Genomic DNA, 26184 nt, shown 5'->3' on the forward strand with positions numbered 1-26184 from the left:
CGCAATCTCCAGAAGAATCCGATGAAGCCCGAAGCCCGCAAGCACCTCCGCGCCAACCTGCTGATGCTCGCCGCCGCCGCGATCTGGGGCTCGGCGTTCGTCGCGCAGCGACTGAGCCTCGACGTGATCGGGCCGTTCCTGTTCACGGGGCTGCGCTTCCTGCTCGGCGCGCTCGTACTGGTTCCGCTGCTGATGCTGAACACGGCGTCGCGCGCGCAACTCGCGGCGATCCGCCGCGCGCCGGCGCTGCTGCTGCCGGGCCTCGCGCTCGGCGGGCTGCTCGCCGTGTCGATCTCGCTGCAGCAGTTCGGCCTGCAGTACACGCGGGTTGCGAACGCGGGCTTCATCAGCTCGCTGTACGTCGTGATCGTGCCGCTGATGGGCGTGTTCGCGCGCCACCGGATCGGCGCGGGCACGTGGTTCGGCGCGCTGCTCGCGGCGATCGGCCTGTATTTCCTCAGCATCGACGAGCATTTCTCGGTGCTCTACGGCGACTGGTTCCAGCTCGCGGGCGCCGTCATCATCGCCGCGCACGTGATGGCCGTCGGCCATCTCGCGAAACGCCACGATCCGCTCGTGCTCGCGTTCCTGCAGTTTGTGGTCTGCGGCGTGGCGTGCCTCGCGGTCGGTCTCGCCGTCGAGCCGGTCAGCGTCGCAATGCTGCGCGGCGCGCTGCCGACGCTGCTGTACGGCGGGCTGCTGTCGGTCGGTGTCGGCTATACGCTGCAGGTCGTCGCGCAACGCGACGCGGCGCCCGCGCACGCGGCCGTGATCTTCAGCATGGAAGGCGTGTTCGCGGCGATCGCCGGCTGGGCCGCGCTCGGCGAAACGCTGACGCTGCGCGCGCTCGTCGGCTGCGCGCTGATGCTGGCCGGCCTGCTCGCGTGCCAGTTGCTGCCGAATGGCGACGCACGGAAAAAGGACGAGGACGCGCTGCCGGCGTGACACGCACCGTCCCTATAATGGCGGTTCGCGTGACTGCCACGCCAACCGCTTCCGACAGGCCTGCTCCGTGACGTCCACTTCCGTCGATCCCGCCGCCGACCTGCTGCGCGAACGCGCAGCGCACTACGCCACCCAGGCGGCGCTGTTCCTGCGCGACCAGGCGCTCTCCACCGCGTCGCACGACCTGCGCAGCCCGCTGAATGCGATGCATAGCTGGGCATACGTGCTCGAGCGCCAGCTCGCCAATGCCGATCCGAACCTGCAGCGCGCGCTCGCGGGCATCCGCACGGGCATCGACCAGCAGGTGACGCTGATCGACGACGTGCTCGACGCGCCGCGTGCCGAAACGCGCACGCTCGCGATCGCGCCGCGGCCGTTTGCGCTGCGCGCGCTGCTCGACGACACGATCGCGCTGGTCCGTTTCGCACTCGCCGACGCACGGCAGGTCGCGCTCGACGCGACGCTGCCGGACGGCGAGCCGTCGCTGTCGGCCGACCGCGAACGCATCGCGCAGGCGCTCTGGACCCTGCTGACGGCGGCCGTCGAGGCCAGCGCCGCCGGCAGCCGCGTGACGTTCGCCTGCACGCGCGACGGTGCGCAGTTCGCCGCGCGCGCCTCCTGCACCGTCAGCGCCGACGCGCTCGCCGATCCGGCGCAACTGCATGCGTTCGAATCGTTCGCGCGGCGCGAGATGCTGCGCGAGCGCGACGCGAAGCGGATCGCCTGGGCGCTCGCGCTGTGCCAGCGCGTTGCGCTCGCGCACGGCGGCACGTTCTCGCATACCGCGTTCGCCGACGGCGCGACCGCCGCCATCACGTTCACCGTTCCGTGCGAGGCGCCGGTGTAAGCAATCGGCCGCCCGAGACATTACAAATTCATTTCAGGCCCTATACTGATGGGCCTGTCATAACCGGAGCGATTCTTTGTTACAGATCTTCGCGCTCATCGGCGCGTTGTTCCTGGTGGCCCTGAACGGGTTCTTCGTTGCGGCCGAATTCGGCCTCGTCAAACTGCGCGCGACGCGCGTCAAGACCCTTGCCCGCAAGCACGGCCTGCGCGGGCGCATCCTCGGCGTCGTGCACGGCCGGCTCGACGCGTATCTTTCCGCGTGCCAGCTCGGCATCACGCTCGCGTCGCTCGGCCTCGGCTGGGTCGGGGAACCTGCCTTCGCGGAACTGATCGGCCCGCTGCTCGACCTGATCGGTGTGCAGTCCGAACGCGTCGTGCACCTGATCTCGCTCGTGTTCGCGTTCTCGCTGATCTCGTTCCTGCACATCGTCGTCGGCGAGCTTGCGCCGAAATCGATGGCGATCCGCCAGTCCGAGAAGGTCGGCCTGTGGGTCGCGCTGCCGCTCTATGCGTTCTATTGGGCGATGTATCCGGCGATCTGGGTGCTCAACAACAGCGCCAACGCGGTGCTGCGGCTCGCGGGGCTGTCGGCCGACCATGGCGGGGACGCGCACTATTCGACCGACGAGCTGAAGCTGATCCTGCGCAGCCGCCGCAGCACGGCCGGCAACCCGGCACAGCCGGCGCGCGGCACGTACAGCAACGACGAGTGGAACACGCTCGCGCATTCGCTCGATTTTTCGTCGATGACCGTGTCGGACCTGATGCGGCCGGCCCATGAAATGATCGGCCTGCGGCGCGACCTGCCGCTGCCCGACAACATGGAGATCGTCGCGCGGCACCGCTTCAGCCGCTATCCGCTGTTCGAGGACGCGTCGCGCGAACAGGTGAGCGGGCTGATCCACCTGAAGGACCTGCTGCTCGCGCGTCACGCCGGTGCTGCGCTGGAAGACCTGTCCGACTACGTGCGCCCGGTGCAGTACGTGAGGCCCGACACCCCGGCGCTCGACCTGTTCCGCCGCTTCCGCAAGGGCGCGCCGCACTTCGCGCTGGTCGGCAACAAGGGCGAGAAGCCGATCGGCTTCCTGACGCTCGACAACCTGCTCGGCGCGCTGGTCGGCCAGATCCACGACGAGTTCCGCCAGGGCGATGCCGACTGGAGCCGCCTCGACGACGGCACGCTGATGGGCAAGGGCAGCCTGCCCGTCGTGTCGCTCGAGCAGGCGCTCGGCATCGACATCGACGAAGGCCGCGCGGAATCGGTCGGCGGCCTCGTGATCCAGGCGCTCAGCGACCTGCCGACCGAAGGGCAGCGCGTGTCGTTCGACCGCTTCGACGTCGTCGTGAAGAAGATGAACGGGCCGCGCATCGTGCTGGTGCGCGTCTACCCGAAGATCGCGAAGGAGGCCGACGAATGACGGCCGCTCGTTGTCGTCGCCGCACACGATGAACGCGACGCTGCCGCGCTGCTGCGTGATCACGCCGGAACCGGTGTCCGCGTCGGCGGCCGATTGCGACGCGTTTCTCGACCGGCTGTCGGCCGTGCTCGCGCGCGGCGAGACGCTCGTGCAACTGCGCGTGAAATCGCTCGATGCGGCCGCGTTCGCGCGGCTCGCCGCCGCGGCGCTCGCGCGCTGCGATGCCGCCGGCGCGCACCTGATGCTGAACGGCCCGATCGATGCGGCCGGTGTGATGCGGCTCGACGGCGCCGGCTGGCATCTCGACGGCACCGCGTTGCGCGCCGCCGCGCAGCGGCCGTTGCCGGCCGGACGATGGGTGTCCGCCGCCTGCCACACGCAAGACGACCTGCTGCTGGCCGCGCGCGCCGGCGCGGATTTCGTCACGCTGTCGCCCGTGCTGCCGACGCTCAGCCACCCCGGTGCGCCGGCGCTCGGCTGGAGCCGATTCGACGCGCTGGCCGCACAAGCCGCGATGCCCGTCTACGCGCTCGGCGGAATGACGCGCGCACACCTCGACGATGCGCGCCGTCACGGCGCGTACGGCATCGCAGGCATTCGCGGGTTCTGGTAATTCGGGGCGTTCCGGCAGTGCAGCCGGGCGCGGAAGCGCCCGGCCGCTCGGAAAGTCACGCGTTCACGCGCTCAGGCGTGCTTCACGCGTTCAGGTTCGGTCGCGCTCCACGCCACGAGCCGTCGTCGATACGACGCACGTCGTGTGTGAGCGCGTACCGGTTGACGTCGCCCGTCAGCCACGCGACGAGCGAATACGGCGGCAATTCCCCTTCATCGACCCGGTCGCGCGCGCGCGCCGGCGTCTCGAACACGACCTGCCCTCTCGGCGCATCGAACGGCACCGCATCGGGCGACAGGTTCAACGCAATCGTCAGCGTCTCGTCGTCGGCAAGGCGCCATGACGCGAGCAGCGCGTCGGCATCGCCGTCGCCGTTCGCCTTCAGCGCATGCGCGTCCTGCGGCCGGCAATCGGACAAGCGCGGCGCGATCAGCTTCGCGCGCACCGCGAGCGCCGACTGCACGAAATGCGCACGATCGGCGTCGCGCGCGGTTTCGTCGAAGATCAGCGGGATCTGCGGCGTGAGCAGCGACAGCGCAAGCCCGGCCAGGCCGGCCTCTTGCCCGCTGCCACCCTGGCCGCAGTCGCGCCACGCGCCATCGGACAACACCAGCGACGTCAACGACAGCCCGGTTTCGGCAGCCATGCCTTCTCCCGACGCGGCCGGCTGGAACGCCGCGCCGGCCGCGGTCAGCGCGCGCGCGAGCGTGTGGATCGACTGGTGCGTGGAAATACCTTCGTGGGCCGACGTGTCGCGCCCCGTCAGCCGGTGCAGCGCGCGTTCGCCGCAACCGTTCCATTGCGCATCGAAATGGGTATCGGCGAGATGCGCCGGATGCCGCTCGCTGCCGAGCACGAGATGGATGAACCGGTCGGCCGGCACGGCCGCGCGCACGCGGTCCGCGATCTCGCGCAGCCACGATACGCCGATCCGGTCGGCTTCGCGCAGGCGCAGCCCGTCGCAACGGTATTCGTCGATCCAGTACAGCGCGTTGTCGCAGAAGAAATCGCAGACTTCCGGATGATCGAGCGCCAGCGGCGGCACCTGCAGCGGATCGTCGCGCGTATGGAAGAACGGCGCCGCGTAGTGACGCAGCGCTTCGGTACCGCTGCCGAAGCGCGCGTAGTCGAGTTCCAGCAGCACCGCGAGACCGTAGCCGTGCGCGTCGTCGATCAGCGCCTTCAGCGCGTCGGGGCCGCCTTCAGCCGCAAGCGGCGCGAACGGCAGGCTGTCGTGCGGCGATGCGAGCAGTTCCACCGCGGTCACGCCGAGGCGCGCGAGTTGCGGCAGGCGGCGGCGCACGCCTTCGAAGCCGCCAACGGCATGCGGGCGAATCGCGTAGAGCGCGATGTCTTCCCACGGGCGCCCGCGCCAGAACGTGTTGCGCCACGTGAATGCGCGCGGATCGACGACCTCGCTCGGGCCGTTGAGCCCTTCCGGTTGCGAGCGCGATGCGGGATCGGGAATCGACACGGCATCGTCGAGGCGATACCGGTAACGCTCGCCTGCGCCGCAATCGGCAAAGACTTCGAACCAGTTCGGGCCGGCGGCCGTCATCGGGACAAGCGTCGGGCCGAAGCCGGTATCGAGTTCGAGCTGGACCTGCGTGCTGCCCGGCGCCCACACGCGAAAATGCGTGCGCGGCGTCGTGCACAACGCGCCACAGGGCTGCGCGCCAAACGGCAAACAATGAATGTAGTGCTGCGCGTACGGATCGTGCGGACAATCGGACATCATGCGCTCCTCGTGCGTGCCGAGCGGCATGGCCGCGCCAGTGGTGCGGCGCATCGGGGCCCGGCATGCGACGGCCAGGCGGGGGGAGAGGAACGAGTATGCGCCGGATTCGCCACCGCGATGCATCGTGGTCAGACATTTTTTAATGCGAATCGACCCCCGGAAAATCGGCAACCCGACGCTTGCCGAGTCGGGTAGTCGGCATACCGGAATGACCGCTCGCCTTGTTGCGTCGACCACGCCCGCTTACGCTCTGCGCGATGCTCGCGGACACGTCGTCCGCGCCCAACCAGAGGAACCCGCCATGTCGCTTCCCGCCAGCGCCGCGAAATTCGATCCGGCACGCGCACACGAATACGCCGAGCAATCGCGCATCGCGCTCGCCGGCTACGATGCCTGCCACGAACTCACCGCGTGCATGCTCGCGTCGGCGATCGGCGTGCCCGATGCGCGGATACTCGTCGCGGGCGCGGGCGGCACGGGGCAGGAAATCTGCGTGACGGCCGCGCTCGAACCGGGCTGGCGGTTCACGGCCGTCGACCCGTCCGCGCCGATGCTCGCGCTCGCGCGCACGAACGTCGAAGCCGCGGGCTTCGGCGCGCGCACGACGTTCGTCGAGGACAACGTCGATGCGCTGCCCGACGCGCCCGCGTTCGACGGCGCGACGCTGATCGGCGTGCTGCATCATGTCCCGGGCGACGATGCGAAGGCGGCGCTGCTGCATGCGATCGCGCGGCGCCTGAAGCCCGGCGCGCCGCTCGTGCTCGCCGGCAATCATCGCCGCTACGCGGACCACCCTCGCCTGCTCGACGCGTGGCAGCAACGCTGGCGCATGAAGGGCGCGACGCCCGACGCCGTACGCGCGCAACTCGCGAAGATACTGCAAGGCGCCGATCCGCCCGCGTCCGAGGAAGCCGTGTTCGACCTGCTGCGCGATGCGGGCTTCGATATGCCGCTGCGCTTTTTCGCAAGCCTGTTCTGGGGCGCATGGATCGCGGTGCGGCGCGCATAACGGATCGAAGCGGCTCGAAACGGCGGGCGGCGCGATTCGCGTACACGCCGCACGCGCTGGGTATGATGTCGTTCCCGCCCCCTTCCGGCCTCGACATGCTCACCGTCCACCACCTGAACAACTCGCGCTCGCAGCGCGTGCTCTGGCTGCTCGAAGAACTGGATGTGCCGTACGAGATCGTGCGCTACGAGCGCGATCCGAAAACGATGCTCGCGCCGCCCGCGCTGCGCGCGATCCATCCGCTCGGCAAGTCGCCCATCGTCACCGACGACGGCCGCACGTTCGCCGAATCGGGCGCGATCATCGAATACCTGGTCGAACGCTACGGCAACGGGCGCCTCGCGCCGCCGCCCGGCACGCCCGAGCGGCACGATTACACGTACTGGCTGCACTACGCGGAAGGGTCGGCGATGCCGCCGCTGCTGCTCAAGCTCGTCGCGCTGCGGATCGCGCATGCGCCGATGCCGTTCTTCGCACGGCCGATCGCGCGCAAGATCGCCGACACGCTGCAGTCGGGCTTCGTCGATCCGCAGATCGCGCTGCACCTCGGCCATATCGACGGCGCGCTGAATCGCACGGGGTGGTTCGTCGGCGACGGCTTCAGCGCGGCCGACATCCAGATGAGCTTTCCGCTCGAAGCCGCGACCGCGCGCGTCGGCGGCAGCCGGTACCCCGCGATCGCGCGTTTTCTCGACACGATCCACGCGCGGCCTGCATACCGGCGGGCGCTGGAACGCGGCGGCCCGTACGACCTGCTCAAGTAACCGGCGTCAACTCAGCAACCCCGCCGCGACGTTGATCGACAGCCCGAGCACGGCCATGTTGAAGTAGAACGACAGGATCGACTGCGCGAGCACCGCGCGCCGCGCGGAGCGGTTCGCCAGCGACACATCGGCGGTCTGCGACGCGACCGCGAGCGTGAACGCGAAATACAGGAAATCCCAGTAATCGGGTTCGGGGTGCTGGTCCGGGAAGCGGAGCGCGCGGTCGCTGCTCGGCGAGCCGTAGTAGAGCCGCGCGTAGTGCAGCGTGAAGATCGTCGGGATCAGGAACCATGCGCCGAACAGCGTCGCGCCCGTCACCGCGTAATGGCCGAGCCCCGCGCGAAACCCGACGCCCTTGGCCGTCGCCAGCTCGATCGCGATCGCGGCCACGCTCGCGACCGTCGCGAGGCAGACGACCGTCAGCACGGTCGTCGCGTTTTCATCCTCGCGGACCGCGATTTCGCGCACCTTGTGATGGTGAGCGGTGACCATGCGCACCCACATCAGCGCGAGATACAGCCAGATCGCGCAATCCCAGCCGATCAGCGCACGCACGGTCGAACGCAGCGGAAACGGCAGCAGCACCGCGCACAGCACGCCCGCGACGAACGCCGCGACCATGCGCGGCCGGTTGCGTAATACCTGCGGATAAAACGTCATCGTGAAATTCCGAAAGCGGATGGAAAGGGTTCGAGCGTCGCGCGGGGCGGCCCGCTGCGCCGTGCCGGCGGGTAACGCGCCCCGATTATCGCCATTCCATCGTGACGTGGCGATGGGCGCGAGCGCCTAAGATAATGGGATGACTGCCACCGCCCCCCTCTGCCGCCACCCCGCGAACACGGCCGGCCGCGACTTCGTCGTCGGCGACCTGCACGGCTGCGTGGACGTGCTGTGCGCGCTGCTGCACGACATCCGCTTCGACCCGGCCCGCGACCGCCTGTTCTCGGTCGGCGATCTCGTCGACCGCGGCCCTGCATCCGAAGCCACGCTCGACCTGCTCGACCGCCCGTGGTGCCACGTCGTGCGCGGCAATCACGAGGAAGTGCTGAGCCTCGTGTCGCGCGGCAAGCTGTCGCCCGACGCGTGGCGCGGGATCGGCGGCGACTGGGGCGCCGACCTGCCGCCGGAACGGCTGCACGCGCATGCGGCACGCGTCGACGCGCTGCCGCTGGTGCGCGTGATCGGCGACGGCCCCGAGCGCTTCAACGTGCTGCATGCGGAATTCTTCGGCTCGGACGCCGACCTCGACACCGGCAGCTATTCGCACGACGTGCGCGAGCGGTTGATCTGGGGCCGCGATCTGGTCCAGGGGCTCGCCGATCCGGCGCGGCAGGCCGGGCTGTCGCTGACCTGCACCGGGCACACGCCCGTGCGCGCACCGCAGCGGATCGGCGCGCAGTGGTTCATCGACACCGGCGCGTTCGCGCAGTCCGGGCGGCTCACGCTCGCCGAGCCGCGCACCGGCCGCACATGGTCGATGACGCAGGCCGAGGCGCGCGAACGCCACGCAGGCGACTGGCCGCTGCCCTGATCCCCTCGCGCCCTCGCATCCGCATCGACCCGCGAGCGAGCGCTAGGGCCTGTTCCCGCTAATAACGGGCTTGCGCTGGCCACCAGAAGGGCCGAGCGCAAGGATTGCGACGAAGCGAATACTCGACGTATTCGCAAGGAGCATGACGCAGCGATCGGCCCTTCTGGTGGCCAGCCCCACGAATGTATTTTCCAAGAACAGGGGAACGTGCCTTGCCGGCCGCATTGCGGCGTCGCGCGTCGCTTGTTTGGCTCGGCCAAACGGCGCTCCTTGCTTCTTGCACTGCAGCCGGCAAGGCACGTTCGCAAGCCCGTTATTAGCGGGAACAGGCCCTAGCCGACCTGGTTGAGTTCGAACACCGCGTCGACGGCCGAGCCGTTCCAGTTGTATTCGAGGTAGGCCGCATGATGGCAGTCGCGCAGCAGCGCGGTGCGAAACGCCGCCAGGCACTCGCCGCGCGGGTCGCGCACCGACGGATAGACGATCCCCGCGCCGCCCGCATTGCGCACTTCGCGGCCGAGCGCCTGCCCCGCGCTGTAATCGAGCGGATGCAGCAACGCCGGATCGCGCTGCGGCCACGTGCGCACGTCGACCACGTCGCCCTGCGCGAACACCGTGTAGAGCCGCATCTGCTGGCGCATCGGCGGCTCCTTCGTCGCAGCCAGGAACAGCGCGCCGTGATAGCGCGTTTCGGCGATCGCCGTGTCGCGCGAGCGGGCGCAGTAGAACACGCCGTAGCTGCCGTCGGAAAAGCGGCTGCCTTGCGGATTCAGGTGCGTGAACGCGGCCATGATCGGCCCCCAGCCCAGCCCGTAGCGGCGCTCGGCGGGCGGCACGAGGTCGAGCGTGCCGACTTCGTTGCGGATGCGGTCGTTGGTCAGCGATTCGAGCGCGTACAGCGCGTCGAAATCGTCCGCCGACGCGACGCGGTCGAACAGGTTGATGGCCGGAAAACGGGTGGGGATCACACGATAGGCAGGTGCCCAGTCGACGGCGGTCGTGGGCCATTGTTTTGCTTCGATCGGCATCGTCACGCCCAGCCACCTCGCATCGCGTCGAGATATTGCCGGACGGCGACCAGATCGCCGACATTGCCGGCCAGCATGCGGTCGAGTGCGCGCTTGCCGCCGAACGGCGCCGCGTCGTTGGGCCGCTTGACCCATGCGTCGGCCGAGGCCGGCTGCGGCAGCAGGATCTGCAGCGCCTTGTAGATGCCGAGCAGCAGCGATAGCCGCTCGAGCGTATCGCGCGGCAGCCGCGCCGATTCCGGCGCGGCCTTCCACTTGAAGAACGTCGAACGGCCGGGCGACCCGAGCAGCACGATCTGCTCGTCGATCGTCAGTTCCCAGTCGCGCGCGATGTTGAAAAACGCACGCAGGCCAGCCGCCGACATTTGCGCGAACGAGGCCTGCGGCGGGGCGGAATGCGATTCGTAGGCAGGCTGTGACATGATCGTTAGTCTCGAAATGAATTCACTAACAAGACTAGTCCATTTTCGTATTTTTGCAAGGATCGACACCCGACGATCGGCCAGCGGTGGCCGCCCCGCGCACCCGACAAAACGATATTTTTTGTCCATTCTGGACTCTAATTTTATTTTCTGCGTTAATGGCCATGCGGACACCGCGCGCAGACGCGGTTCGTGTCCGTGGAACCGTGTCGCACAGAACCGGAAGCCCCCCGCCAAGGAACACACCATGAAGAGACTGATTGCCGCTGTTTCGATCGCCCTGCTCGCGGTATCCGCAGGCCCCGCCGTCGCGAAGGACTGGACCACGATCCGCTTCGGCACCGATGCCAGCTACGCGCCGTTCGAGTCGAAGGCGCCCGACGGCAAGCTCGTCGGTTTCGACATCGACCTCGGCAACGAGATCTGCGCGCACCTGAAGGCGAAGTGCGTGTGGCTCGAGAACGATTTCGACGGGATGATTCCGGCGCTGAAGGCGAAGAAGTTCGACGCGGTGCTGTCGTCGATGTCGATCACGCCGCAGCGCGCGGAGCAGATCGGCTTCACGACGAAGATCTACAACCAGCCGACGCGGCTCGTCGTGAAGAAGGGCTCGCCGCTGCTGCCGACGCCCGAATCGCTGAAGGGCAAGTCGATCGGCGTCGAGCAGGGCACGACGCAGGAAACGTACGCGAAGGCGTACTGGGGCAAGCAAGGCGCGAACGTCGTGTCGTACCAGAACCAGGACGGTGTGTACGCGGACCTGACCTCGGGCCGCCTCGACGCGGCGCTCCAGGACGAAGTGCAGGCTGCGATCGGGTTCCTGAAATCGCCGCGCGGCGCGAACTACCAGTTCGTCGGGCCCGAGCTCGTCGACGAGAAGGTGCTCGGCATCGGCGCCGGCATCGGGCTGCGCAAGGAGGACACCGACCTGAAGGCGAAGATCGACCGCGCGATCGCCGACATGGTCAAGGACGGCACCTACAAGCGGCTCGCGTCGAAGTACTTCGACTTCGACATCTACGGCGGCTGAAACGGCGTCGCGCGCGTACGGGCACCACTCCCGCCACTCCCGTCGCGCGCGTCCGACCGCCCTCCCCTCACCACCGGGCGGCAACGGCATTGCGCCGTTCGCCGCCGCATCGAATTCATCCTCCGTCGCGCGCGCAGCGCAACGCAACTCAACGCGTCAAACCTGATACGGATCGCAGATCATTTGCAATGGTTCGCGTGACCGATGAGCAACGCGACCGGATAGCGTGCGAATTCAGTAGGCGAAGATCGGGCGTCGCGATACCGGCGCCCGTGTGCACATGCCCTTTCGAATCCGGTCTGCGTGCAGGAAAGTCCCGACCCGGCGCGGATGACCGGGAATCAGCCGGATCCGCCTCGCACCGGGCGCGGAGAGATGGCCTGTCGATGCATGCCGGCCGGCTGCGAGAACGACGTTCGACCGGCGATGCCCCGTATCACTGCGATCGCGGCCAGCCGGCCGCGGCGTTTGGCGATCGATCATTTTTCTACCCCCGCTTTCAGTCTGATGCTTGTTCCGGCAACCGGACGATGCCGGTGCCCCGACGATCAGGCGACGACGCTCCGTGCTCGCCGGAGCGCGGCTGCTGCGCCGCGCTCCGCCGCCGCATCCCCGCGGACTGCGTCCTGGCCGGTACTGACAGGGTTCGCTGCAGAACCGGCCGGACCTCGCGTCGTCGACTTTCGTACACCTTCATTCGCAAGGAGCGGGCCAGCTTCGCGCGCGCCCATCCGCACAAGGGGTTGGGCGCGCGGGATGGCAGCCGGAACGGGTGCCGAATGCCGGAAGTTACGAAACTGAAACATGCGGCGCGCGGCACGCGCCGGCCGCGTGGCGACCAAACCTTGCGGGATAAGGCTGAACAATGGGGCACGGAATTCTTACCGACCGGCGCCGTTCCGGTCGGCCCGATTCGCTGAGGAAATTCACCCGGTTGCCGACGCGAAATGTTTCATGCGCTTTACATGCCGTCGGCGGCATCGGGGCCGCTGGTCGTGCGCGGGCCGGGCCGGCGATGGCGGGGGCGGCCGGTCCGGCTGCCGATCGCACGGCTATACTGCGAAGCCGAAACGCGCCACGCGTTGCGCGCGACCTTCACCGGCGAACGCCGCGCCGCGCGACAACGCTTCACGCGACACCTCACCGCCCGCACGACCGCCCGTCGATGATCCGCACCCTCTATGCCGCCGAGCGCGCCAGACTGATCCGCTTCGGCGTGTCGGGCCTCTGCTCGACCGCGCTGCATGCGCTGATCGCGGCCGCGACGTTCGCGCTGTTCGATGCGACGCCCGTGATCGCGAACGCGGCCGCGTTCGTCTGCTCGACCGCGTTCTCGTATCTCGCCAATACGCTGTGGAGTTTTTCGTCGCCCGCGACGTGGGGCAACTTCGCACGCTTTCTCGCGGTCGCAACGGCCGGCCTCGTCGTCACGATGCTGCTCGCGCACGGCACCGGGATGCTCGGGCTCGCGCGCGCATGGAGCGTCGTCGCGGTCGTGCTGTGCGTGCCGCCCGTCACGTTCGTGCTGCACCGGCTCTGGACGTATCGCTGAACCCTGACACCGAACCGGTTCAAGCGCCTTGCGCGCCGCTCAGCCGACGCGCTGGTGCCCCGCGTCGCCGGACGGCGCGCCGTCGTTCCCGCCGTTGTCGCCGTTCCCGCCGCTGTTGTCGTGATCGTTCAGCCCGTGCTCGATCATCATCCGGTAGAGCGTCACGCGCGAGATGCCGAGTTCGGCGGCGGCCTTGTTGATCCGGTGATCGTTGCGCAGCAGCGCATTCTCGATCGCGGTGCGTTCGGCGAGCGCCCTCGCCTGTTCGAGCGTCACGGGTTCGGTTTCGCCCGGCGTCTCGAGCCCGAGATCGTGCGGTGTCAGCAGCCGGCTCTCGGCCATCACGATCGCGCGCCGCACGCGGTTGATCAGCTCGCGCACATTGCCTGGCCATTCGTAGCGCCGCATCGCATCGAGCGCGGCCGACGTGAAACCGCTGATCTTGCGGCCGCTGTCGGCCTTGAACTTCTGCAGCACGTAGTGCGCGAGGATGTCGATGTCCTTGCCGCGCGCGCGCAGCGGCGGCTCGTGGATGCGCAGCACGCACAGGCGGTGATAGAGATCCGCGCGGAAACGCCCGGCCTCGACCGCGCCGTCGAGATCCACGTGCGTCGCCGAGATGATCCGCACGTCGACCGCGATCGATTCCTGTCCGCCGAGCCGCTCGATCTTCCCTTCCTGCAGGAAACGCAGCAGGCTCGCCTGGCTTTCGACCGGCATGTCGCCGATCTCGTCGAGAAACAGCGTGCCGCCGTTCGCCGATTCGATCCGGCCCGCGCGCCGCTGGTTCGCGCCGGTGAACGCGCCGCGCTCATAGCCGAACAGTTCCGACTGCAGCAGGTGATGCGGAATCGCACCGCAGTTGATCGCGACGAACGGCCCCTTGCCGCGGACGGAACGCTCGTGAATCGCGAGCGCCGTCAGTTCCTTGCCGGTGCCCGACTCGCCGGAGATGAACACGCTGGCATCGGTCTTCGCGACCTTGCGGATCGTGCTGAACAACTGCTGCATCGCCTCGCAGTTGCCGATCATCCCGTGTTCGCCGATCGACGCCGCATAGGCTGCGCCGTCGACGCGGTCGAGCGCGGCCATCCCGCGCGCATGGCCGAGCACATGCGAAATCCATTCGTAGGGCAGCGGCAGCGTCACGTAATCGAAACAGTAGCTGCGGATCAGTTCGCGCACGGCTGGACCGATCGTGATGCCGGCCTGCGCAATCGAAATCCAGCCGATCGCCGGCTGGCTCAGGCACGCCTTCAGTGCCGGATAGTCGCGTGACGTGAACCCCGTGAAATCGACCAGCCCGGCGGCGACGTTTACGCCGGACGTCATGTTCTGCGCGGCGCCGGCTGTTTTCGCGACCGCGATCTCCCAGCCGAGCCCGCGCAGTTGCGCAAGCAACGGCTCGTCGGGCGCACGCATGATCACGAACAGCTTGCGGCCGGCCTCGGGAGCGGTGACGGATACTTGCGTCATCTCGGGCGCCGCATGCCCGTCTGCGTCGGGTGACCTTGCAACCATCGTTGTTCCCCGCTTGGCGTTGGTATCGCGCGCCGGCTCGACGACTCGCCGCCGCGAACGACGGACCATGATTGAACCGACATATTGGCCGCATTTCGGTACGAATAAAATCCCCCCGTGCATGAATCGTGCGTGAGGTGGACATTGTCATGAACGGTATATCGATGCGGCCGGCCTGCGGCTAGATGGGTGTTATCCCTGTAGCGTGCACGGCGCGAACCCGGAACGGGCCGGCGCGCTGCGCGCAAAGCCGCGCCGGTGCTGGCGCGCGGCGTTCGCGTGCGATGCGGTGCACGCGGAATCGGCTACCTGGGACAGGCACGCGAGGGCGGTCGACCGGACCGCCGGACGCCCGCGCAACCGGCTCCGATCGACTTCCGTCAATCGTCAGAGGAAGCCGGCTGATGCAGGAACGCAACATGCGCGGCCCGACGCCGCCCATGGCGGAGCGGCGGATTGTGTCAGCGACCTGACGCGACCGGCGCCAGCGCGTTCGCGCGGCCACGGCCGGCCAGGGTGCCGCCGTGGTCGCCGTAGGTGTCGACGAGCGCGTCGACCCGCGCGAGATGGTGATGGTTGTCGTGATCCCACGGATGGAAGCCCGGCCGGAAAAAGCTCAGCCATTCGCCCGCGATGCGCGGGAACAGCCCGCGGCGCGGCCCGTACAGGAACGCGATCATCCGCAGCATCCCGCGCACGTGATGTCCGGCGCCGCGATCGCGCCACAGCAGCGTCGCGTGCATCAGGAACACGGTCGGCCAGAACGTCAGCGTCGTCAGCAGATACACGCCGATGCGGATCAGGTAACGGCGCAGCCCCGGCTTCATCGCGGCATTCCACACGTCGAACGACACGGCCTTGTGCTCGGTTTCCTCCAGCGCATGCCATATCCACATCTGCCGGTAGCCTTCGACCGAACCTTCGAGGCGCGTCGGGTCGCGCAGCAGCCAGTCGGCGAGCATCGCCGTATAGTGTTCCGCCGCGACCGTATGCGCGAGCTGCACCGAATGCGGCAGCTTGCGCTTCATGTAGCCGAGCACCGCCCACACGCGCTTGTCGAGCTTGCGTGCGGGCAAACGGTTCGCCTGCATCAGCTCGTTGTATTCGATGTGCTCGCGCGTATGCATCGCCTCCTGGCCGATGAAGCCGAGCACCTGCTGCTTCAGCACGGGATCGTCGATCCGGTCGCGGTAATTGCGCACCGAATCCATGAAGAAGCGCTCGCCGGCCGGAAACAGCAGCGACAGCGCGTTGAAGAAATGGGTCACGTGCGACCCGAGGCCATGCCAGTCCTTCGCGCGTTCGACCGGCAGGTCGAAGCGCAGGTCGCGGCGCACCGGCATGATCCCGGCTGCGGTGGCGGAAACGGCTGACTTCATGTTCATCGTTCTCCTGTTCCGGAGCGGCCCGGCGCGTCGTCCGACGCGGCCGGCGCAGGCCCGGGCGGCACATCGCGCACCGCCAAAATCTTGACATCGACAGATGTAAAGATAGGCCGCCCGCGCCGGCGCGTGCAAGCCGCGCGGTAGATGCGCGCTTCCAAACAGGGCACGGTCAAAAAGGCGGAAAAAACGGCGTTCGAACCGCGCCCGGACGGGCTTCGATTCGAACGCACTCGTCGGCCTGCGAGCGAGGCGAGGCAGTCGGCGCTGCATCCCGACATCGGCGCGAAAGCCCCGTGCGACGGGCGTTCCGAGGAATCCATCGGCGGTGCGCGGGATGCGGAATACTGCCCGGGTAGCACCGATTCATACGCGCGGCGCACTCGCGCGGTGCAACCTCGGTCGCGCGGCCCGTGAAAAATTCAAACGCGCGTTCCATTCATGTTTTCGGCGGTCGTCGGCGCGGCGTCCCGCAGCCGTCCGCGACACGCGTGCCGGCGGGTGAAAGCCACGTGCGGCGACCCGCTGCGCGCTCGCCTACAATAGCGGTTTTACGCAACCTCTTTCAGGAGAAGTCATGTCTGTCATCACGACCGAATCGGGCCTCAAATACGAAGACCTGACCGAAGGCACCGGCGCGGAAGCGCAAGCCGGCAAGACCGTCAGCGTCCACTACACGGGCTGGCTGACCGACGGTCAGAAATTCGATTCGAGCAAGGACCGCAACGACCCGTTCGCGTTCGTGCTCGGCGGCGGCATGGTCATCAAGGGCTGGGACGAAGGCGTGCAGGGCATGAAGGTCGGCGGCGTGCGTCGCCTGACGATCCCGCCGCAACTCGGCTACGGCCCGCGCGGCGCAGGCGGCGTGATTCCGCCGAACGCGACGCTCGTGTTCGAAGTCGAACTGCTCGACGTCTGACGACGCAACCGGCCGTTTCCTTCCGATGGAACGCATCGCCTCCCCCGCCATTGCGCTGCGCCGCTACGACACGTGCGAAGCGTCGGACGTGCACGACTTCCACCAGGTCGTGCTCGGCGTCGATGGCGCGATGGTGATGGCGGTGGACGGGATCGGCCGGCGCATCGACCGGCACGCGGCTTGGCTGATTCCCGCCGGCGCGCGCCACGACTATGCGGGCCTCGGCGACAATCGCCAGCTCGTGATCGACCTGCCCGCGGCATCGCTCGCGGTGCCGCAGCGGCTGTTCGACCGTGCGCGCGCCGTGTCGATCGATCCGGCCCTGACGTCGCTCGTCGCGCAGGTCGCGGCGGCCGCCGTGCAGCTCGATGCACCGGCCGGCGACGCGCGGCAGGCCGCCGCGCACCGTTTCCAGTGGCAGGCCGCCGCGCGCCTGTGCGGCGCGCTGCTCGACGATGCCGGCATCGACGCGCCCGCGTCGGGCCTCGATTTCGCGCGCATCGACCGCTGGCTGCGCGCACGGCTCGCCGAGCCGCTGCGCATCGCCGATCTCGCCGCGCACTGCGGCTACGGGATGCGCCGGTTTCATCAACTGTTCGTCGATGCATTCGGCGAAACGCCACATCGCTACCTGCAGCGGCTGCGGCTCGATGCGGCGATCGTGCTGCTCGCCGACGGCCGGTATCCGCTCGTCGATATCGCAGGCATGGTCGGCTTCGCGGACCAAAGCACGTTCACGCATGCGTTCACGAAGCGTTTCGGCGTTGCGCCGGGACGCTGGCGCGGCGAGCGGCATTGAGCGAATCCGTCTCCCTGGACACGCGTCAATCCACGTAGCGGCATGGTTCGGCAAACCACATTCGCGCCGGTTCGGCCGCAACCTTCATCGCCCCCGCTTCGTTCCCGCTTCGTTCCCGCTTCGTTCCCGCTTCTTTCCCGCTCGCAGCCCGGCTGCAGCGCGTCGCGCGTATCGACGCTTCACGTACCGCTGAAACATCGCCGGCCCGTCGCGTCCTACGATGGGCGCATGGATACGACCGTTCCCTCCCCCGCCTTCCCGCCCGCGCTGGCACGCGTCGTCGCGACCGTCAGCACCGGTTTCGTCGTCACGCAGCTCGACGTGACGATCGTCAACATCGCGCTCGCCCATCTCGCCGGCGACCTGCACTTGCCGGTCGCCGGCCTGCAGTGGGTCGTCGATGCGTACACGCTCGCGTTCGCGGTACTGATGCTGTCGGGAGGCGCGCTCGGCGACTGCTTCGGCGCGCGCCGCCTGTATGTCGCGGGCCTCGTGCTGTTCGCGCTTGCGTCGCTCGCGTGCGGCGCCGCGAGCGCGCCCGCGATGCTGATCGCGGCCCGCGCGCTGCAGGGTGTCGGCGCCGCGGCGATGCTGCCCAATTCGCTCGCGCTGCTCAACGACGCGTGCCGGCACGACCCGCACCTGCGTGCGCGGGCCGTCGGCTGGTGGACGGCCGCCGGCTCGATCTCGATCGCGGCCGGCCCGGTCGTCGGCGGCCTGCTGATCGCGGCGTGGGGCTGGCGCGGCATCTTCCTCGTGAACCTGCCGCTGTGCGCGGCGGGGCTCGCGGCCGCGTTCGCGTGGGTACCCGCACGCCGTGAGGTAGCCGCGCGCACCCGCTCCATCCGCGCGCTCGACCTGCGCGGCCAGCTCATCGCGATCGCGATGCTGACCGCGCTGACCGGCGCCGTGATCGAATGGCGGCCACTCGGCTTCGCGCACCCGGTCGTCGCCGGCGGCTTCGCGCTGGCGGCGCTCGCCGCGCTCGCGTTCGTCGCGGTCGAGTCGCGCACGGCCACGCCGATGCTGCCGCTGTCGCTGTTTCGCCATCGCACGTTCAGCGCGGCCGTGCTGTTCGGGATCTGCGTGAACCTCACGTACTACGGCACCGTGTTCGTGCTCGCGCTGTACCTGCAGCGCGCGCGCGGCGAATCGGCGTTGCAGGCGGGCCTCGCGTTCCTGCCGCTGACGGGCGGCTTCCTGCTGTCGAATCTCGCGAGCGGCCGGGTCGTCGCGCGTCACGGCCCGCGCGTGCCGATGATCGCGGGCGCGCTCGTCGCCGCGCTCGGCTACGGGTCGCTGCATTTCGTCGATGCGTCGACGCCGCTGGCCGTGCTGCTGGTGCCGTTCCTGCTGATTCCGTTGGGAATGGGTTTCGCGGTACCGGCGATGACGACGGCCGTGCTCGCGTCGGTCGCGCCCGAGCGGGCCGGGATCGCGTCGGCCGTGCTGAATACCGCGCGGCAGGCCGGCGGCGCGATGGGCGTCGCCGCGTTCGGCGCGCTCGCGGGCGGCGGCGGTGCGTGGCAGGTCGTCGACGGGTTGCGGATCGAAACGGCCGTGTCGGTCGCGCTGCTGGTCATCGCCGCGCTGCTCGCAACGCTGGTCCGGCCCGATGCGCATCGCGGCGCATCGCCCGCGGGTCGGGCGGTGCCGGCCGTCGACTGACCGGGTGCGCATGATGCTCACCGCCGCGTCGCGCCCGCTTCGTCGCCAACTTTCCTCACGACCGTGTCGGCCGCCTTCACGGGCCGGCCATCGTCGTGCCGCAGCGCGAGCTTGCGGATCGCGCGCCCCGTGTCGCGGTCGACCAGCACCGAATGCGGCTCGCCGCGCGCGAACAGGTTCGCCTCCCCCCACTGCCGCAGCATCACGATGACCGGAAACAGCCCCTCGCCCTTCTTGGTCAGCGCGTACTCCTGATACGCGGTGCCGTCCGACGCCGGCACGACGTCGAACACGCCGGCGTCCACCAGCATCCTGAGCCGGTCGGACAGGATGTTGCTCGCGACGCCGAGGCTCGCGCGGAAATCGCCGAAGCGGCGCACGCCGTCGAACGCATCGCGCACGATCAGCAACGCCCAGCGATCGCCGACGATATCGGTTGCCCGCGCCACCGGGCACGGCGAATCCGCAAGACTCTTCTGCCTGGCCATGTTCCTCTCCGCAGTCCTGCCGGCCGCCCTCGCGGCAGCACCGGCCATTCGTGCGCGGGCCCATCGCCCGCCGCACAACAGGTTGCATTTTAAAACTACTTTTCCTACACTCACACTGGTTTCAAATTGCAACTACATTGCGCGAGGAAACCCATGGCGTCTTCCTGTCATTCAAGTACCGTTCCGTCGAACGCAGCGCATCCGGCCGGCGACGGCCGCCTGTCCGCGGCGAGCGTCGCATTACTGGCCGCCTGCTGTGCGGCGAGCGTCGCGAACGTCTACTACGCGCAGCCGCTGCTCGATTCGATCGCGCGGGATTTCGGCGTGTCGCAAGCCGCGGTCGGCGGCGTCATCACGGCCACGCAGCTCGGCTGCGCGCTCGCGCTGCTGTTCGTCGTGCCGCTCGGCGACCTGCTGAACCGCAAGCGGCTGATCGCCGTGCAGCTTCTGCTGCTGACGGCGGCCTGCATCGGCGTGGCGGCGGCATCGACGCGCATCGCGCTGCTGGCGGGGATGGTCGCGGTCGGGCTGCTCGGCACCGCAATGACGCAAGGGCTGATCGCGTGCTCGGCGGCGTTGGCCGGCGCCGGCGAACGCGGGCGCGTGGTGGGCGCCGCGCAGGGTGGCGTCGTGATCGGGCTGCTGGCCGCGCGCTCGCTGGCCGGCGTCGTCACCGATATCGCCGGCTGGCGCGCGGTCTATCTCGTCTCGGGTGCGCTCGCGATCGCGATGCTCGCCGTGCTGTCGCGGATGCTGCCCGACACGAACGGACCGCGCGAACGCATCGGTTACATGGCGCTGCTGCGATCGATGGTGTCGCTGCTCCGCGACGAACGCGTGCTGCGCGTGCGCGGTGCGATCGCGCTGCTGATGTTCGCGGCGTTCAGCATCTTCTGGAGCGCGCTCGTGCTGCCGCTGAGCGCACCGCCGCATTCGATGTCGCATACGCAGATCGGCGCGTTCGGCCTCGTCGGCGCACTGGGCGCGGCGGCGGCCACGCGCGCAGGCCGGCTCGCCGATCGCGGGCGGGGCGAAGCGACGACCGGCGCCGCGCTCGCACTGCTCGCGTGCTCGTGGCTGCCGCTCGCGTTCGCCAATACGTCGATTGCGCTGCTGATCGTCGGCATCGTGCTGCTCGACGTCGGCGGGCAAGCCGTCCACGTCGTCAACCAGAGCATGATTCTCGGCACGCGGCCCGACGCGCATGCGCGCCTCGTCGGCTGCTACATGCTGTTCTACTCGGCCGGCAGCGGGCTCGGTGCGATCGCATCGACGATGATGTATGCGCGCGCCGGATGGACCGGCGTCTGCGCGCTCGGCGCGGTCGTGAGCGTGGCCGCGCTCGGCGTGTGGGCCGCGACGCTCAGGCGCGCGTGACGCGTGACGCGTGCCGGCGATGCGGATCGAACGAGAAAAGCCGGCGCGCCCGTAACGGGCGGCCGGCGCACGAACCGGCCGCGCATGCGCGCCGGTTCGATCTTCGGTTCGGCACGCACGGTGCGCGCCGCGGGCGCTCAGCCTGCCGCCTGGATCGCCTCTTCGTACACGCCGGCGACGCGCCGCGCGATCACCGCGTTGTCGAAATGATCGCGCGCATAACGCTTGCACGCGGCCTCGTCGGGCAGCGCGATCGCGCCCGACAGCGCGCCACCAAGCCCTTCCGCGATCGCGTCCGCGCCGGTCGACGGCAGCACGAGATCGCTGGACAGCCCGGCAACCGCCTCCGGCAGCCCGCCGACCGGCGTGACCAGCACGGGCGTGCCGGACGCGAGCGATTCGACGGTGATCAGCCCGAAGCCTTCGAGCGCGACCGTCGGCACGACGCTGACCGTCGCCGCGCGGTACAGCGCCGCGAGATGATGGTCGGGCACGAAACCGAGCAGCTTCACGTTGTCCTGCAGCCCTGCCGCGTCGATGCGCTGCTGCAGCTCCTCGCCGATCTTGCCCTTGCCGGCGATCAGCAGCAGCACGTCCGGGTGACGGTGCTTGACGAGGCCGATCGCGTCGATCAGGTCCTCCAGCCCCATGCGCCGCACGAGCCGGCGCACGGCCAGCACGATCGGCCGGTCCTGCGGCAGTTGCAGCTTGTGCCGCGCCTCGGCGGGCGTGAGCGGCGTGTCGAACTGCGCGGTATCGACGCAGCCGGGAATCACGCGCACACGCGACGGTTCGATTCCGTAGCGGTTCGTCAGGATCTGGCCGAACGCCTGCGACAGCACGATCAGCCGCGACGAGCGCGTATAGACGGCCTGTTCGAGATAGCGCTTCGCGCGCTGCCCGAGCGACGCGGCGCCCTCGACCTGGCTTTCGTCGGCCCACGGCCCCTGGAAGTGCGACACCTGCGGAATCCCGCGCGTCACGTCGAGGCCCGGGAACGTGTACAGCGCGAAGTGCGACGAAATCACGTCCGGCCGCTCGCTGCGGATCTCCTCGCGCAATGCGCGCCGCGCGGCGAGCATCCGGCGCGCGAGCGTCTGCGACGCGGGACCGAAGCCCTGGATCGCGCCGCCCGTGTCGTCGGCGACCTTCGGCGAGCCCGCGACGAGCCCGCGCACCTCGACGCCCGCGCCCGGCAGCGCGCCGACGAGCGAGTAATACATCCGGTCGAGGCCGCCCGCACGTTCGGGGAACCAGTGCATGCCGATCTGCAACGATTTGATCGGCCGGGAAGATTGGGACATCACGACTGCTCCTGCGTGACTGCATGCTCGACCCGCTCGAAAGCGGACGGCTGCGTGGGTTGGCCGATGCGCCGGTAAAGCGCGACGTACTGGGCACCCATGTGTGCCCAGCCGAAACGGGTCATCAGTTCGCGGGCCGCGTCGCCCATCGCGCGGCAGGTGTCGCGCGACGCCGCCAGCGAACCGATCGCCTGCGCGAGCGCAGCCGGATCGTCCGGATCCTCCAGCACGATCCCGCATTCGCGCGTGATGATTTCCGCGCCGCCCGCAGTGCGCGCGGTGACGACCGGCAGGCCGGCCGCCATCGCCTCGAGCAGCGACAGGCTCATCGCTTCGTAGCGCGACGGGAACACATACGCGTCGACCGAGCGCATCAGCGTCGGCATGTTCTTCACGAGACCGAGGAAATGCACGCGCGAATCGATGCCGAGCGCGCGCGCCTCGTCCGGATACGGGCTGCCCGGCAGATAGCCGGCCACCGCCAGATGGACGTTCGCCGGCAGCTTCGTCAGCGCCTTCAGCACGGTGCCGAGATTCTTGCGCGGCGTGCGCAGGTCGCCGACGAACAGCAGCAGGAACGCGTCGTCCGGCAGCTTGAACGCCGCGCGATCGGCCTGCGCGCCCGCGAACGCACTGCCGTCGACGCCGTTGTAGATCACGCTGATCTTGCGGCTGTCGATGCCGAGCGCGGCGATCTCGTCGGCCACCTTCTGCGACACGGCGGTGATCGCACGCGAACGCCGGTAGGCCCAGCGCTCGAGCGCGGTGTTCACGCGCGTATAGACGTACTGGTAAGCCGACCACATCCCCTTCGTGAGCCCGAACGGATAGTACGGGCTCCTGAACCAGCCGCCGTGCACGAAGTGCGCGGTATTCACGTCGGCCTTGATCCACGAGATGAAGCCGTTCACGTGCAGCACGTCGTACTCGCTGCGATGCGTGCGCAGCCACCACGCGCTCTTCAGCGCGAACACCTGCTGCTTGACGAGATTCGACGGCCAGAAGCGCCCGACCTTCACGGGCACCCAGCGCACGCGCGGGTCGGCCAGCAGTTCGGGCGCGACGTGCGACGCGACCAGCGTGACTTCGTAGTGCTCGGCCAGCGCCGCGCGCGCGATTTCGTAATTGACGCGGCCCTGCCCGTCGTTATGTCGCACGACATGCGTGACGATCGCGATTCTCAAAGGTCGCCTCCCCGTAGACGCGCGGCGACCTGCAAGCGCTTCGACTTCTGCCAGTGCGCCGCGGAAAGTATCGAAAAAATGGCTGTAAACATCAGCAGGCCGCCCGTGCCGATCAGCGAGTTCGTGAACACGAGCATCGCGAACGTCGACAGGCACAGGCTCAGGCACGCGCCGACGAACTTGTCCTTGCGCAGCTTGAACGCCGCGCGCAGCGTGCGGCCGAACAGCATCACGACGCCGGCGAGGTACAGCAGCGTGCCGGGCCAGCCGAGCACGAACGGCACGTTCATCACGCCGCTGTCGAAGCTGCCGTACTTGCCGAGCTCGCCGCTGTCGCTCGACAGCTTCGTCGATGCGCCCGTCGCGCCCATCCCTTCGCCGGCGACGTCGGTAAACGCCGTCTGCGCGAAGGTGGCGTAGAACTTGTTGCGGTCGTCGTAGCTGCGGTCGTCCTTCAGGTTCGTGATCGACTGCAGGCGCGCGCCGAGACGATCGGCCACCGGCCCGACGGTCAGGAGCGGCACGCATAACCCGACCAGCACGACGCCGCTGATGAGGATCCGCATCCGCACGCGGTTGTTCGACTGCGCGAGCTGGATCGCGAGTGCGATCACCCAGCCGCCCCACGTCGAACGCACGAGACACAGCGCGAACGACACGAAACCGGCTGCGCCCGCGAACCAGCGGATCTTCTGCGGCGCCGCGAGCACGAACACCAGCGCGCCCATCATCGCGAACGCGAACGGCCCCGACGAGTTCATCGTGCTGAATACCCGCACGCCGTACGGCACCGGCTCACCCTGCGAACCCATGTCCGAGCCGATCATCCACAGCACGTCCCACTGCGGCATCACGAAATACTGCACGACGCCGTACACGCCCATCACGAGCATGCCCCACATGAACGTGGACAGCAGCACGTCGCGGTACTCGGGATAGTCGCGCGCGTTGACCATGATGTGAAAGCCGATCAGCACCGGATACACCCAGTTCGCGAGGTCATAAGTCGCGGCCATCACGCCGCTCGACACGATCCCGACGAGATACGCATACGCGAGCCCGAACAGCATCAGCAGCACCGGTATCCCGCGCCGCTGCGCGAGCACGCGGTAATGCCGGATCAGCCCCAGGCCGGCGATCATCGTCACCGCGAGCGGCGCGACCTGGATCAGGCTGGTCGGCGTGAACGCGCCCTTCGACCAGTCGGCGAGACGGCGCACTTCCGGGCTCAGGAACCACACCCACCACATGAAGCCGACATAACGCGCCGGGCTCTTGAAATACAGCCAGATGCCGACCGCGATGGCCAGCACCGGAAACGCGAGCGTCAGCACCTTGCCCTGGTGAATGGCGATCAGCGCGGCGGTGAACGACCACAGCCCGGCCTGCCCGATCCAGTGCTTCGGTTCGGCAAACCAGCTGCGGTTGCGCGACGGTGCGCGTTCGGCGGCAATCGTACTCATCGATCCTCTCTCACCGCGACGACGGATGCGAATCCGCCAGCGGCATCGCCAGGCCCGCGGCCGCCGGCGTGCGGCGCCGGCGCAGCATGTCGCGCGTGATCCGCACGTGCTGCTCGGCGAACGCCTGCGTGGTCAGGTCGCGCTCGCGCAGGCACGCGGCGGCGGCCCGCGCGCAGCCGAGCGCCGCAACCGGGTCGGCGACGAAGCGGTCGGCGGCCTGGCGCATCGCCTGCGCGTCGAACGCCGGCACATAGGCGGCCGTATCGTGCGGGAAGTAGTCGCTGAGCCCGCCGACGTCGGACACGATCATCGGCTTGCCGACGGCTGCCGCCTCGAGCATCACGGTGATGCCCGACGCGTGGAAGTTCGGCCGCAGCGGCACGACGATCACGTCGGCCCACGCGTACAGCTCGTGCTGCTTCGCGAGCCCCGACGCCGAGCCGATCTGCACGTTCGGCGCATGCCACTCGCGCGGCACGCGGCGTCGCGTCGCGAGCCGCACGTCGTAGCGCTCGTCGCCGCCGAACGCGGCGAGGAACGTGCGCCAGTCGCGGTCGCGGTCGTTGCCGATCGCCGCGATCCGCAGCGGCCGGTTCGGTTTCCACTGCTGCGGCTCGGTAAGCGGGAAATCCTGCGTGTTCAGCCCGTAGTAGACGAACTCGGCATCGCGCCCGAGGTAGCGGCGGCACAGGTCGGCGTTGTCGCGGGCGAGCGTGGTCAACGCATCGGCGCGCGCAAGCAGCTTGCGGTACAGCCAGCGGCGCGGGCCGCCGAAGCTGCTCCACTTGTCGAACAGCCACACGCTCTGCGCGAGCAGCAGCGGGCGCTTGCCCTGCGCACCGGCGAACTTCAGGATCAGCGAAGCGGCGAGGTGCTCCTGCTCGGTGTGCGTCCAGATCACATCGGTGTTCAGCAGCGCGGCGCGGTTGCGCCATGCATGCACGACGTCGAAGCCGAGCGCCGCCTTTAGCGCGCGGCGCGCGAGGCTGGCGACACGGCTCTCGCCGCCGTCCTGCGAATACGTCAGCCGGAACTCGTCGGATTCGGCATGGTGATAACCGTACAGGCAGCCGATGTTCTCGCCTTTCCGATAGGTACGCGGATCGGCGCCGTAAAACAGGTGGACGTGAACGTTTGTTGAAGTCATGTCAGCCTCCGCCGGGCCGCCCCAAGGAGGCTG

The 26184-nt window shown here is 68.8% G+C and carries 24 protein-coding genes; 13 read left to right on the top strand and 11 right to left on the bottom strand.

Annotation, left to right across the window (positions count from 1 at the left end; genetic code table 11):
- Positions 1–21: 21 nt before the first annotated feature.
- The 4 genes from ABD05_RS17375 (at position 22) to ABD05_RS17390 (ending at position 3825) form a co-directional block, all read left to right on the top strand.
- Positions 22–945 (top strand): DMT family transporter, encoded by a 924-nt coding sequence (locus ABD05_RS17375; RefSeq protein WP_047901421.1) that lies wholly within the window; start codon positions 22–24, stop codon positions 943–945.
- 67 nt (positions 946–1012) lie between these two features.
- A complete protein-coding gene (locus ABD05_RS17380; protein WP_047901422.1) occupies positions 1013–1792 on the top strand; it encodes a sensor histidine kinase in 780 nt (259 codons plus the stop codon).
- Positions 1793–1868: 76 nt separating this feature from the next.
- Entirely contained in the window at positions 1869–3212 is a 1344-nt protein-coding gene (locus tag ABD05_RS17385) for a hemolysin family protein (protein WP_047901423.1), read from the top strand.
- Positions 3213–3240: 28 nt separating this feature from the next.
- The gene (locus ABD05_RS17390) at positions 3241–3825 is read left to right on the top strand and encodes a thiamine phosphate synthase (protein WP_047903613.1); all 585 of its coding nucleotides are present in this window, start codon (positions 3241–3243) and stop codon (positions 3823–3825) included.
- Between the two features lie 82 nt (positions 3826–3907).
- Here ABD05_RS17390 and ABD05_RS17395 read toward each other — a convergent pair whose 3' ends face one another.
- Positions 3908–5560: a DUF3459 domain-containing protein gene (locus ABD05_RS17395; RefSeq protein ID WP_047903614.1), complete on the bottom strand. Its 1653-nt coding sequence runs from the start codon at positions 5558–5560 to the stop codon at positions 3908–3910.
- Between the two features lie 304 nt (positions 5561–5864).
- On the opposite strand from ABD05_RS17395, the gene ABD05_RS17400 reads away from it, so the two are divergent.
- Complete coding sequence (locus ABD05_RS17400) at positions 5865–6572, top strand: class I SAM-dependent methyltransferase (RefSeq protein ID WP_047901424.1); 708 nt, start codon at positions 5865–5867, stop codon at positions 6570–6572.
- A gap of 95 nt (positions 6573–6667) precedes the next feature.
- Positions 6668–7336 (top strand): glutathione S-transferase, encoded by a 669-nt coding sequence (locus ABD05_RS17405; RefSeq protein WP_047903615.1) that lies wholly within the window; start codon positions 6668–6670, stop codon positions 7334–7336.
- A gap of 6 nt (positions 7337–7342) precedes the next feature.
- Here the strand turns inward: ABD05_RS17405 and ABD05_RS17410 are convergent, their stop codons facing one another.
- Complete coding sequence (locus ABD05_RS17410; protein WP_047901425.1) at positions 7343–7996, bottom strand: DUF1345 domain-containing protein; 654 nt, start codon at positions 7994–7996, stop codon at positions 7343–7345.
- A 139-nt stretch (positions 7997–8135) separates the two neighbouring features.
- Between ABD05_RS17410 and ABD05_RS17415 the strand changes: the two genes are divergently transcribed.
- Positions 8136–8867 (top strand): metallophosphoesterase, encoded by a 732-nt coding sequence (locus ABD05_RS17415; RefSeq protein ID WP_047901426.1) that lies wholly within the window; start codon positions 8136–8138, stop codon positions 8865–8867.
- Between the two features lie 332 nt (positions 8868–9199).
- Here the strand turns inward: ABD05_RS17415 and ABD05_RS17420 are convergent, their stop codons facing one another.
- Positions 9200–9895, bottom strand: a complete 696-nt coding sequence (locus tag ABD05_RS17420; protein ID WP_047901427.1) for an RES family NAD+ phosphorylase — start codon at positions 9893–9895, stop codon at positions 9200–9202.
- A gap of 2 nt (positions 9896–9897) precedes the next feature.
- Positions 9898–10317, bottom strand: a complete 420-nt coding sequence (locus ABD05_RS17425) for an MbcA/ParS/Xre antitoxin family protein (protein ID WP_047901428.1) — start codon at positions 10315–10317, stop codon at positions 9898–9900.
- 247 nt (positions 10318–10564) lie between these two features.
- Between ABD05_RS17425 and ABD05_RS17430 the strand changes: the two genes are divergently transcribed.
- Positions 10565–11347, top strand: coding sequence for an ABC transporter substrate-binding protein (locus tag ABD05_RS17430; RefSeq protein WP_047901429.1), 783 nt, complete (start codon positions 10565–10567; stop codon positions 11345–11347).
- 1165 nt (positions 11348–12512) lie between these two features.
- The gene (locus ABD05_RS17435) at positions 12513–12899 is read left to right on the top strand and encodes a GtrA family protein (protein ID WP_047901430.1); all 387 of its coding nucleotides are present in this window, start codon (positions 12513–12515) and stop codon (positions 12897–12899) included.
- Positions 12900–12938: 39 nt separating this feature from the next.
- Here the strand turns inward: ABD05_RS17435 and ABD05_RS17440 are convergent, their stop codons facing one another.
- Positions 12939–14420 carry a sigma-54 dependent transcriptional regulator gene (locus ABD05_RS17440; protein WP_047901431.1) on the bottom strand — a complete coding sequence of 494 codons (1482 nt, stop codon included), beginning with the start codon at positions 14418–14420 and terminating at the stop codon, positions 12939–12941.
- 461 nt (positions 14421–14881) lie between these two features.
- On the bottom strand, positions 14882–15799 hold the full coding sequence (locus ABD05_RS17445) for a metal-dependent hydrolase (RefSeq protein WP_047903616.1): 918 nt from the start codon (positions 15797–15799) through the stop codon (positions 14882–14884).
- 580 nt (positions 15800–16379) lie between these two features.
- On the opposite strand from ABD05_RS17445, the gene ABD05_RS17450 reads away from it, so the two are divergent.
- The 3 genes from ABD05_RS17450 (at position 16380) to ABD05_RS17460 (ending at position 19188) form a co-directional block, all read left to right on the top strand.
- Entirely contained in the window at positions 16380–16721 is a 342-nt protein-coding gene (locus tag ABD05_RS17450) for an FKBP-type peptidyl-prolyl cis-trans isomerase (RefSeq protein WP_006479474.1), read from the top strand.
- Between the two features lie 25 nt (positions 16722–16746).
- Positions 16747–17520 (top strand): helix-turn-helix transcriptional regulator, encoded by a 774-nt coding sequence (locus ABD05_RS17455; RefSeq protein ID WP_047901432.1) that lies wholly within the window; start codon positions 16747–16749, stop codon positions 17518–17520.
- A 228-nt stretch (positions 17521–17748) separates the two neighbouring features.
- On the top strand, positions 17749–19188 hold the full coding sequence (locus ABD05_RS17460; RefSeq protein ID WP_047901433.1) for an MFS transporter: 1440 nt from the start codon (positions 17749–17751) through the stop codon (positions 19186–19188).
- A 17-nt stretch (positions 19189–19205) separates the two neighbouring features.
- On the opposite strand, the gene ABD05_RS17465 is transcribed toward ABD05_RS17460, so the two are convergent.
- The gene (locus tag ABD05_RS17465; protein WP_175804802.1) at positions 19206–19676 is read right to left on the bottom strand and encodes a winged helix-turn-helix transcriptional regulator; all 471 of its coding nucleotides are present in this window, start codon (positions 19674–19676) and stop codon (positions 19206–19208) included.
- Between the two features lie 153 nt (positions 19677–19829).
- On the opposite strand from ABD05_RS17465, the gene ABD05_RS17470 reads away from it, so the two are divergent.
- The gene (locus ABD05_RS17470) at positions 19830–21053 is read left to right on the top strand and encodes an MFS transporter (protein WP_047901435.1); all 1224 of its coding nucleotides are present in this window, start codon (positions 19830–19832) and stop codon (positions 21051–21053) included.
- A gap of 137 nt (positions 21054–21190) precedes the next feature.
- On the opposite strand, the gene ABD05_RS17475 is transcribed toward ABD05_RS17470, so the two are convergent.
- Genes ABD05_RS17475 through ABD05_RS17490 form a run of 4 tightly spaced genes read right to left on the bottom strand, consistent with a single transcriptional unit; the run spans position 21191 to position 26151 of the window.
- Positions 21191–22357, bottom strand: a complete 1167-nt coding sequence (locus tag ABD05_RS17475) for a glycosyltransferase family 4 protein (RefSeq protein WP_047903617.1) — start codon at positions 22355–22357, stop codon at positions 21191–21193.
- Positions 22357–23541, bottom strand: a complete 1185-nt coding sequence (locus ABD05_RS17480; RefSeq protein WP_047901436.1) for a glycosyltransferase family 4 protein — start codon at positions 23539–23541, stop codon at positions 22357–22359. Before ABD05_RS17480 ends, ABD05_RS17475 begins: the two co-directional genes overlap by 1 nt.
- Positions 23538–25004: an O-antigen ligase family protein gene (locus ABD05_RS17485; protein ID WP_047901437.1), complete on the bottom strand. Its 1467-nt coding sequence runs from the start codon at positions 25002–25004 to the stop codon at positions 23538–23540. The genes ABD05_RS17480 and ABD05_RS17485 overlap by 4 nt, the downstream gene beginning before the upstream one ends.
- A 10-nt stretch (positions 25005–25014) precedes the next feature.
- A complete protein-coding gene (locus ABD05_RS17490; RefSeq protein WP_047901438.1) occupies positions 25015–26151 on the bottom strand; it encodes a glycosyltransferase family 4 protein in 1137 nt (378 codons plus the stop codon).
- Between the last annotated feature and the right edge of the window lie 33 nt (positions 26152–26184).

It is taken from the genome of Burkholderia pyrrocinia (assembly GCF_001028665.1).
Lineage (GTDB): Bacteria > Pseudomonadota > Gammaproteobacteria > Burkholderiales > Burkholderiaceae > Burkholderia > Burkholderia pyrrocinia.